General features: G+C 61.1%; 9 protein-coding genes. 6 read left to right on the top strand and 3 right to left on the bottom strand.

What is annotated here, in order from left to right; translation table 11 throughout:
* Together trmB and VJX68_RS16360 are read left to right on the top strand one after the other, a co-directional pair.
* Positions 1-595 (top strand): tRNA (guanine(46)-N(7))-methyltransferase TrmB (gene trmB, locus VJX68_RS16355; RefSeq protein WP_349255932.1); only part of this gene is annotated, 595 nt, incomplete at its 5' end.
* A 116-nt stretch (positions 596-711) separates the two neighbouring features.
* Positions 712-2,274 carry an outer membrane protein assembly factor BamD gene (locus tag VJX68_RS16360; RefSeq protein WP_324096788.1) on the top strand — a complete coding sequence of 521 codons (1,563 nt, stop codon included), beginning with the start codon at positions 712-714 and terminating at the stop codon, positions 2,272-2,274.
* 4 nt (positions 2,275-2,278) lie between these two features.
* Here VJX68_RS16360 and VJX68_RS16365 read toward each other — a convergent pair whose 3' ends face one another.
* Positions 2,279-3,559: a M20/M25/M40 family metallo-hydrolase gene (locus VJX68_RS16365; protein WP_324096789.1), complete on the bottom strand. Its 1,281-nt coding sequence runs from the start codon at positions 3,557-3,559 to the stop codon at positions 2,279-2,281.
* Positions 3,560-3,759: 200 nt separating this feature from the next.
* On the opposite strand from VJX68_RS16365, the gene VJX68_RS16370 reads away from it, so the two are divergent.
* Complete coding sequence (locus VJX68_RS16370; protein ID WP_324096790.1) at positions 3,760-4,761, top strand: VOC family protein; 1,002 nt, start codon at positions 3,760-3,762, stop codon at positions 4,759-4,761.
* A gap of 259 nt (positions 4,762-5,020) precedes the next feature.
* Here VJX68_RS16370 and VJX68_RS16375 read toward each other — a convergent pair whose 3' ends face one another.
* Entirely contained in the window at positions 5,021-5,812 is a 792-nt protein-coding gene (locus tag VJX68_RS16375) for an enoyl-CoA hydratase/isomerase family protein (RefSeq protein WP_324096791.1), read from the bottom strand.
* 134 nt (positions 5,813-5,946) lie between these two features.
* Here VJX68_RS16375 and VJX68_RS16380 point away from each other — a divergent pair, with 134 nt between their 5' ends.
* Entirely contained in the window at positions 5,947-6,837 is an 891-nt protein-coding gene (locus tag VJX68_RS16380) for a phytanoyl-CoA dioxygenase family protein (RefSeq protein WP_324096792.1), read from the top strand.
* Between the two features lie 512 nt (positions 6,838-7,349).
* On the opposite strand, the gene VJX68_RS16385 is transcribed toward VJX68_RS16380, so the two are convergent.
* Positions 7,350-8,375: an NADP-dependent oxidoreductase gene (locus VJX68_RS16385; RefSeq protein WP_324096793.1), complete on the bottom strand. Its 1,026-nt coding sequence runs from the start codon at positions 8,373-8,375 to the stop codon at positions 7,350-7,352.
* Between the two features lie 85 nt (positions 8,376-8,460).
* Here VJX68_RS16385 and VJX68_RS16390 point away from each other — a divergent pair, with 85 nt between their 5' ends.
* The gene (locus VJX68_RS16390; RefSeq protein ID WP_324096794.1) at positions 8,461-9,285 is read left to right on the top strand and encodes a YfbM family protein; all 825 of its coding nucleotides are present in this window, start codon (positions 8,461-8,463) and stop codon (positions 9,283-9,285) included.
* Between the two features lie 464 nt (positions 9,286-9,749).
* Positions 9,750-10,004 (top strand): chalcone isomerase family protein, encoded by a 255-nt coding sequence (locus VJX68_RS16395; RefSeq protein WP_324096795.1) that lies wholly within the window; start codon positions 9,750-9,752, stop codon positions 10,002-10,004.
* Positions 10,005-10,151 lie beyond the last annotated feature (147 nt).

The raw sequence follows: 10,151 nt of genomic DNA on the forward strand, positions 1-10,151 counted from the left end.
CGAGCGCGTACTGTTCACGCCTGACGACTCCGTTTTCACGATCGATCCGCCGGCGATGTTCGGCCGGCGCGCGCCGGTCGAAGTCGAGATCGGCTCGGGCAAGGGCGAGTTCATCATCGAGCGCGCCGCGGAATTTCCCGATCGCGACTTTATCGCGGTCGAGCTCTCCGCGACGATCACGCGCGTGCTGGCGGTGCGATGCGGCCGCGCGGGACTCGACAATCTGCGCGTGGTGCGGATGGACGCGCGCACGCTCGTCAACCTGATGCTAGCGGACGCGAGCGTCAGCGCGTACCACATCTACTACCCGGACCCGTGGCCCAAGGAGCGGCATATCAAGCATCGGCTGTTCACGCCGACGCTCGCCGCGAGCCTGTATCGCACCGTCGAGCCGGGGGCGATCGCCTTCGTCGCGACGGACGTGCGTGATTACGCCGGCGAGATTTTCCCGATGATGCTCGCAGCGGGCTTTATCCGCGCGGTCGAGGCCGCGCCGGGCGCCGAGCGGACCGGGTTCGCGCGCAAGTATGTGGCGGCGGGGAAGCCGGTGTATTCGGCCTCGTTCCGAAAACCGCGCGAGTCCAAAAATACCTGAATCCGCCCGCACGGCGCCGCTGAGAGCCGAATTGGGGATCGGGCCCGGATTGCAATGCCGGACAGCGTTGTTTAACCTTTTTGCGTCACCCGATGAAACGATTGCTGTTGATATTGGTGGCTCTTGCTCTGCTGCCTGCAGCCGCTTGCAGTCTGCGCCAGAAGCCCACCGGCGAAGACTACTACGCCCAGGGCCAACTTAATTTTGCGACAAAAGAGTACAAGGCCGCGATCGAAAATTATCAGCTGGTGATCGACAAGTACCCGTTCAGTCCGTACGCCGAAGACGCCGAGATGAAAATCGGCCTCGCCTACTACCAGCAAAAGGATTACGCGGAGGCGATCGGCGCGCTGGATGATTTCCAGCGGATGCATCCAACGAGTAAAAATCTCGAGCTCGTCACCTACTACATGGGGTTGAGTTACTACGATCAGATCGGGCGCGAAGACCAGGATCAGGGCAAGACCGAGGCGGCGCTCAAGCGCTTCCAGGAATTGGAGCAGCGCTTTCCCGAAGGCGACTTCGCCGAGCTGGCGCACGACAAGGTACTGGTCTGCCGCGAGATGCTCGCGCGCAACCAGATGATCGTCGGCAACTACTATTACAAACGCGCGAACTTCCGCGCGGCGGAATCTCGATTTGCCGAGCTGCTGCAGAAATATCCGGAGACTCCCGTCGCGCCTGACGCGCTGTACGAGCTCGGAATTTCGCTGGAGAAAGAAGGCAAGCGATACTCGGCGGCGCAGGCTTTTGCCGCTGTGAAGAAGCATTTCCCGGATTCCAATTACGCGAAAAGAGCCCAGACCGAGCTGACCAAGCTCCACGAACCGATCGACACCGAAGAAGATCCGCTGCCGCTGGTGCTCGCCGAGACCGGCTACGGCGGAAATCCCGATGATTCGAACGCGGACAAAATAGTCGTGCGCCAGCGCTCCGACATGCGCGGCACGGAAGTAGCGTCGAGCTCGGGCACGCCGGCGTACGGAGCCGACGGACTGCCGAACCTCGACGCGTTGGCGGCGCCGAAAGCGCCCGATCCGTCGCAGCCCGATCTTCCCAGCCGAAAGCCCGGCGCACCTGACATGATGCGGGCGCCCGCCCCGATTTTGCCGAAGCCCACCGGCAGCATCGCCGGCGCCGCCGAAGCGCAGGCACGCGCGATGACGGGTCTGGCCGCAGTGGCGCCGTCGGAGCCGTCGTTGCATCAGATGAGTCCGAGCGCGGATGCGACTGCGCCTGCGCCAGAGCCGACATTGCATCAGATGACTGCGAGCGGGGAGGCGTCGTCTGCGCCGTTGTCGCTGAGTGAGCCGCCCGCGGCCGGTCCCGCGACGCTGAAGACGATCAGGTTGTCATCGAACGATCCGCCGCTGTCGGTGATTCTTGAACTGAGCGGACCCGTCAGCTTTGACAAAAATCTCGAGAGCAATTCCGACGGTTCGACGGCGACGGTGGTGCTCAAGGACGTCACGCCCGGCCCGGGCCTGCAGACTCATCTCGCGTTCGACAAGTCGATCTTTAAGGATTGCAACATCTCGAGCAGCTCGGCGGGGACGACCGTGACCTTGAGTATGCGGCCGGTCGCGCATTTTGCGGTCGTGCCGCTCGAAGGACCGCCTCGCCTGCTGATGACGTTCACGCCGCAAGCCGGAGCCCTGAAGACAAGCGCCGCGAACTAATCTTTCAAGCGAAGACGTCGTCGAACTTGATGCCGAGAAATTTCAGCACAACCTCGGCGTAAACTTTCAGTCCCCAGTAGAAGCCCTCGATTGGCAGGCGCTCGTCGTTGCCGTGATAGAGCGAGCCGAACGGCATGTGCGGATCGAGCTTCACCGGCGAGAACCCGTAGCACGCCGCGCCGAGCTTCGAGTAGAACTTGCTGTCGGTCGCGCCGGGAATCATCCAGGGGATCGCGCGCGCGCCGGGGTCTGCCGCCTCGACGGTCTTCTTGATCAGCTCGAACAGCGGAGTGTCGGGACTCGTCTCGGCCGGCGGCGCGGTCTTAAGCAGCTCGAAGGTCGGCTCGGGACCGACTATCTGGCGCAGTTCGGCCATCAAGCTCTCGGGGTCTTCGCCGGGCAGCGTGCGCCCGTCGAGCACGATCGTCGCCTCGCCGGGAATCACGTTGTCCTTGTAGCCGGCGCGCAGAATCGTCGGCGAGACGGTGTTGGAAAGCATCGGCGCAAACAGCGGCCCGGGCGATTCGACCGGCACGCCCATCTCCTCGAGCGTCTGGCGCATGAACGGCGAGACTTTCTTGCGCATCGGCGTGTGCACGATCCTCGTGATCAACTCGGACATCCGGGAGATTGCCGTGTCGGTGCGCGGCATCGATCCATGCCCCGGCATCGCGGTCACCTTCATCTTGATCGTGACGAAGCCCTTCTCCGCCACCTGGATCGGGTAGAAGCGCTTGTTCATGAGATGAACGGTGAAGCCGCCGACTTCATTCAACACGTATCCTGCGCGGATCAACTCTGGATGCCGCTCGACGAGAAATTTCGCGCCGAAATCCGAGCCGGCCTCCTCGTCCGCGACCGCCGCCATTATCACGTCGCGATTCGGCTTTGCCCCCACGCGCTTCATCGCGGTCATCATCACGAGGTCCATCGCGCACTTGGACTTCATGTCGATCGAGCCGCGGCCCCAAAGGCAGCCGTCTGCGATTTCGCCGCTGAACGGCTCGCGCGTCCATCCTGAGCGCTCGACCGGAACGACGTCGGTATGCGACGAGAGCAGCAGGGCGCCTGCGGACGAATCCGTTCCCTTGAGGCGCGCCACCAGATTGGCTCGCGTCGGAGCGCTCTCGCGGATCACGGATTCGACTCCATGAGCACCCAGCGCATCAGCCAAATAATCGGCTGCTATTCGTTCGTTGCCGGGCGGATTGGTGGTGTCGAGTCTTACCACCGCGCGTAGACAGTCAAGCGCCTCCTCTTGAAATGCCTGCCACGAGATTTTCATCGAGCCCCCCCTTTCAATGAGTCCCCATAACTGTCATAGAAAGCTACAACTTGTCACAACGTGAGTATAGACGCTTGAGCGTCGATTATTGCTGCTAAAATGACGCAAATAAAAGACTTTGCAAGCATCTGCGCGGATAATTTCGTGTTCACTGGCATCGCAAAGTGACTGACGATACCCTGCGGCCAAAGGTTACAGAATTGAGCATAATTTGTGTCGAAAGAGTGATCGTCGCCGTGCGCGATCTGGCCGCGTCGCGCGAAAATTGGCGACGCGCCGGGTTCTCGGTTGCGCCCAAGCTCTTCGACGGCGGAGGTATTCGCATCGCGCGGCTGGCAGCGGGCGCCGTGGAAATCGATCTCTGCGCCATACACTCCGCCAAATCCAAGTCACCCTTGGCTCAACATTTGCGCGAAGCGACCAAGAATGACAGCAGCGGCGGCATCGTCGGATGGGTCTGGGGTGTGAAGGGCGCGTCCAGCTCGGACGAAGGCGAATCGATTCTGTTGCCGGGGTTGTCGGAGCCTGCCACCAAAGCTGCGATGCTTTCGTCAGCGTTGCCGGGCGTCGTCACCGCGTCCGCTCCGGTAGGTCTCGACATTGAGTCGCGCCGACAGTCGCTCGCACTGCTTTGCGGGAGCAACGCAAACACCGTCGAGTATCTCGAGCATATAGTCGTGATGACGCCGGTGCTGGACGACGCGATCGCGGCCAACGAGGCGATCGGCGTCCCATGCAAGCGAATCCGCGAAGTTGGTGACGGCAACAAAACGCGGCAGGCGTTCTTCAAGCTCGAGCAAACCGTGCTCGAAGTCGTGGGTCCTGCGCGCGGACGTTCCGGATGCTGGGGCCTTGCGCTGATGTGCTCGGACATCGCGCAGGCGGTCGCAACGGCGCGCGCGAACAGCCTGCAGGCGACGGAGCCCAAGCTCGCGATTCAGGGCGGGGAAATTGCGCGGATCGTCGATCCGCTCGACGGCGTCGCCATCGCATTCATGCAGGCCGGCCCCCGCCGCGACAGTTTATCGCGTCAGCGGCGCCTCCAATTTCTGTCGTCCCGACCGAAGCGAGCAACCCTTAAAAGTTCCGGTTCCCCTTCCCGCGCGGGAAGGGGTCAGGGGTTAGGTTCCGCGCGCGCTTCGCGCGCACTCTGTCGTCTTGGGGAAGTGAGCACCGCGAGCGGCACGAAGAGCCTGCCCTGAGGGTAGTCCAATGGATCTCGAACAGCAGCGCATTTGTTTGTCATCCTGAGGAAGGGACAACGCGCAAGCGGCACCAAGAGCCTGCCCTGAGCGTAGTCGAAGGGATCTCGGACAGCGCCGCGCGCTTGTTTGTCATCCTGAGGAAGCGAGCAACGCGAGCGGCACGAAGGATCTCGGACAGCTTCGCGCGAGCGAAGCCGGTTCCGGTCTCTGAGTCGCCGCATCCAACGGAAACGACTCATCGACGAACGCTATCGCGTCAGCGCCCGCTGAAATTCGGCTCGCGCTTGGCCATGAACGCTTCGAGACCTTCCTTGAAGTCGCCCGACCGGAACAACACCAGCAGTTGCATCAAAACATGATGCGTATGCGATTCGAAGTCCTCGCTGAGACCGTGGCGGAACAGGCGCTTCATCGCGCGAATCGCCAGCGGCGCGTTCGCTGCTATCTTCGAGGCCCATCGCGTCGCCTCCTCCATTAGTTCTTCGTGCGGCACGACCTTGTTCGCGAGTCCCAGCTCGACCGCGCGAGCCGGTGCGATATCGTCGGCGATGAAGCCGATTTCGCACGCACGCGCCCATCCAACGAGCCGCGGCAGATACCACGTGCCGCCGCTTTCGGGCACGATGCCGCGCTTGGCGAAGGCAGGCACCAGCTTGGCGCGATCGCTAATCAATCGCAGGTCGCATCCGAGCGCGAGGTCGAATCCGTAGCCCGCCGCGGCGCCGTTGATCGCGCAAATGACGGGCAGGTCGATTCGATGCAGCGTCACGGTCGGCAGCTCGCGCGTGCTGACGTGCGATGCGCCCGGCGCAGCGAGGCCGGCGCCGATACCGCGGCCGGCAGCGGTGTCCTTGAGATCGAGACCGCTGCAGAACCCTCGGCCCTCGCCAGTAAGAATGATCGCGCGCACTTTCGGATCGCTGTCGAAATCCTTGAGCGCCTCGCCCAGGTCGTTGAGCATCTCGACGCTGATGGCGTTCATCCGGTCGGGGCGGTTGAGCTTCAAAATTCCAAGGTGATTGGTTTTTTCGACCAGCAGATCAGCCATCGGGCGGTCCTCCTTTCGCGGTTCAGAACCTAGCGCAAAAAGACGATTTAGCGAATGATGCGATCTTATGTTAATGGTTACTAGAACTCCGCGCGCGACAACGGAGCGCGGCATTTAATGCTGAAAAGAAAAAAATGAGCATCAAACATCTACCCGCGTCGGCTTCGGCGGACGAGATTTGCGCAGCGCTCGGCGAAGACGGATGCGTCGTCGTCGATAACGTAGTTCGTCCCGAAGTAATGGACGAGGTCGCTCAGGAGCTGCGTCCATTTACTGAAAAAACGCCGTTCGGCCCTGACGAATTCAGCGGGCGCCGCACGCGCAGGACCGGCGGACTGATCGCGCGCTCGGCAAAATGCCGCGATCTCGTGATGAATCCCACAGTACTCGGCGCGGTCGGCAAAATGCTTGGCCACGCTACCAGCTTTCAGCTCCATCTCACGCAGGTAATCGCGATCGGCCCCGGCGAGCCGGCCCAGACTATACATCGCGACCAGTGGGCGTTCGATTTCTTCCCGTTCCCAAAGGGCTACGAGGTCCAGTGCAATACAATTTGGGCGATGACCGACTTCATCGAGGAAAACGGCGCAACGCGCGTGATTCCCGGCAGCAACCGCTTCGACGACCGGTTGCGATTCACCGAGGGCGACACCGAACCGGCCGAGATGACCAAAGGATCGGTGCTCTTCTACACCGGCAGCATCTACCACGGCGGCGGCGCGAATCGTTCCAAAGAAATCCGCACCGGAATCAACATCACCTACAATGTCTCGTGGCTCCGCCAGGAAGAGAACCAGTATCTGTCGGTACCGCTCGAGATCGCCCGCACTCTCCCCGTGGATCTGCTAAGACTCATGGGCTACAGACTGGGCGCATACGCACTCGGCTACGTCGACGATACGCGCGACCCCATCGAAGTAGTGCGCCCCGACCTCGCCCGCAACGGCTTCAGGCCAGTACTGGAGACTCAGGAATCGGCAAGTTTCCTGAAACCTCAATCGCAAGGCTCAAACGCGAAGGACTGAACAGTCGTTTTCCTTCGTCCCTCTCTTTCCGAGCCGCTAGTTTGTCATCCCGACCGAAGCGCGCGTCGCGACCGCCCCCCTGTCGGCCTGACTGAAGGGCGCATCGCGACCGTCGCCTCTGTCGGCCTGACTGAAGCGAGCAACGCGAGCGGATGGAAGGATCTCGGACAGCTTCGCGCTAGCGAAGCCGGTTCCGGTTTTGTATCGCTGCTTCCACTTAGCCTATCGAGTCGCGAAGTCGGCTCTACTCACACTGCCACAAAAGTTCAGGGCTGAACTGTTCAGCCTTACGCAGGATCACCCGGCCTTGGTACTGTTAACGATGAGCATGGACTCAAGACACTATAGGCTCGCCCAAGGTCCGAAGAATCGCGACGTTACCGCTTTTGCGCGAAAAACTTTTTTTGACGGAACGAAACTACCCCTGGTGTCTCGCCATCTCAAAATCCACAAGGGATTGTATGATTGCACTTATCCGCCAAAATCTGTCGAGTCAGCTCCGCCCGCTATTGTTATTGAGGATCGCCCAGCTTCAGCAACTGTTTGCCGAAGTTCGCGCCGGTGAACAGCCGGATGATCGTCTTCGGCGCGTTCTCGAGTCCGTGCTGCAGATCGACCTGGTTCTTGAGCTTGCCCTCGGCGTACCACTTCGACATTTCCGCGATCGCCTCCGGATAGCGTGGCAGGAAATGAAACACGAGGAATCCTTCCATCCGCGCGCCATGCAAGATCAGGTTGAAATAGTTCTTCGGCCCGACCGGAGTTCTCTCGCCGAGGTTGTTGTACTGGGAAATCGCTCCGCACAGCACCACTCGTGCGCCATTGGCAATTCGCGCGAGCGCGTGGTCGAGGATCTCGCCGCCGACATTGTCGAAATACACGTCGATGCCCTTGGGGCAATACTTGGTCAGCGCCTCACCGACATTCTCACTCTTATAGTCAATCGCCGCGTCGAAACCCGCCTCCTTCAACAGCCAATCGCACTTCTCGCGTCCACCCGCTATACCAACTACGCGGCATCCTTTGATCTTGGCGATCATTCCGGACACCGAACCAGTCGCGCCGGCCGCTCCCGATACGACGAACGTGTCTCCCGCCTTTACCGCACCGACCGCGAGCGTGCCGAAGTATGCCGTGAGGCCGGTGGTTCCGAGCAGCGACAGCGCGAGGATAGGGTCGGTGCCGCGCGGCAACTTCTGCAATCCCATCAAGCCTTCGCCGCCGTTGACCGTGTAGTCCTCCCATCCGAAGAGTCCCTGCACGAGATCGCCTTTGGCAAATCCGGGACGCTTCGAATCGACTACCTGCCCGACGGTGCCCGCCTTCATCGTCTGGCCGAGCGGAATCGCCGGCATGTAGGTGTCCATCGACATCCATCCGCGCTGTGTGGGATCGAACGAGAACGCAAGATTGCGGACCAGTATTTGTCCGTCCCTGAGCGCGGGGACGGTCGTTTCATTCCAGCGGAAATCGCTCTCTTTGATCATCCCCTGCGGCCGCGCCGCCAGGAGCCATTGCCGATTGTTCAGTTCCGCCATCGATATATCCTCACTGCGAGAATCTGTTTGCGTGATCTGGACTTAGCCGATAAGCCGGGTTCAAACAAGGAAAGTGGGGAAGCCGATGCGGGCGATTGACGTTGGCGCGGAGCGGCGCGAAATCCTACAATCGGGAGCGGGAGGAACGGACATGTCGATGATTTGGCGCTTCGTGCAGGTCTCGCCGGATCGTTTGAAGCAGATTATTGACGATCCTTCCGGCGTTGAGGAACTCTTCGTCTCGGAACAAGTCGCGCAAGGCCTTCCGAAATTGATGGGAGCGCTGCAGGGCGTCCTGAAGAGCCGCGCACCGATGATCGCGGCATCGATGAAGACGATGGATCCGGCAATCCCGGCGCGGATGGAGCAGGCGTTCAAAGCCGCGGGCGTTGACGTTGACGCGCTCGCGCGCGGCGAAGGCACTGACACGCTGGCAAAGTTGATGGCTGAGCGCGGCCGAGTTCTGGCGGCGGCGGCAGGCCTATCCAATCAGCCGCCAGCATCGGGTGCTGGCGCGCAGGCGTCGGGTAAGGGCGCGAGCATCTCGCTCGATAAGGCGTGGCACGGAGTACACTACCTGTTGTGTGGCAAGGTCCAACCCGGAACTGACATCGCGAGCCAGGCGGTGATGGGCGGGACGGAGGTCGGCGAGGACCTCGGCTATGGACCGGCAAGATACTTCGAAGCTGACAAGGTCGCCGAGATAGCCCGCGAACTCACTCGGCCAAACCTCGAAACGGAGATGACGACGCGATTCGATCCCCCTCAGATGGCGAAGCTCGGCATCTATCCCGGGCAATTCGAGCCCGATGATAGCAAGTGGCTGATGGACGCGTTTCGACAGCTGCGGCAATTCTACGTTGACGCGAGCGCTGCCAACCTCGCCGTCATGACCTGCATCGAGGGATAGTCTAGAAAAGGCGCGGCCCGAAGAACACCGCGTTGATGTCGCGCTTCGAGGCGGCGAGAGCGTCGCGCGATCTGGCCGCAGCGTTGCGTGTCGTTCGAAGGTATCCTTCGCTTGCGGGCCACCTGATTCTCGGACACAATGCGCCTGCTTTATGACACGCGGAATTTCTGTCGGCGCTGCGTCTTTGCGACTTGGGACCATGCTCCTGGTGCTGATTTCCGCTCCCTTCGTTAACGCCGCTCCGCCGGGTGGAAACAGGCCGTTGCCGCCACAGGTACTTTCGGCGGCTCCCGGTATGCATCCGTTCGGGAAAGGCCGCCACACGTGGTGGGGCATCCGGATGTACGATGCGACGTTATGGATTGTCGGCCCGCGGTGTTCTGCCGCCGCGCCTCACGCGCTCGATATCGAGCCGGGCCGGGCTGTTCCTGCCGACACATTGGTGAAGAACGCGATCGCCGGAGATGCGCGACCTCAAGGTCGGCGACGAACGCCAACTTGGAATCTGGCAGGCGGAAATGACGAAGGTCATTCCCAACGTTCAGCAAGGGGATCAGATCGTCATCTTCTGCTCGGACACCAACCGGACGCTTGCCTATTTGAACAATAAGAACACCGGAGAGGTTGACGATCCTTCATTCTGCCCTGCGGTCATGAGCGTATGGCTTCATCCGCAAACCAAATATCAAGCAATCCGGAAATCGCTGCTCGGGCATTGATGCGTAATACTAGTGGCCTGTAACGGTGACATTGGTATCGGATTCTTGTATCATGAGGCATGCTTGCAGGAGAGTTTTGCTTGACGCCGAGTGAGCGCAGGGAGCTGCGGGATAGGCTGCGCTCGCGCACGCTGCCGGCCGAGGATG

This window comes from Binatus sp. (SeqCode) (assembly GCF_035272065.1).
GTDB lineage: Bacteria > Desulfobacterota > Binatia > Binatales > Binataceae > Binatus.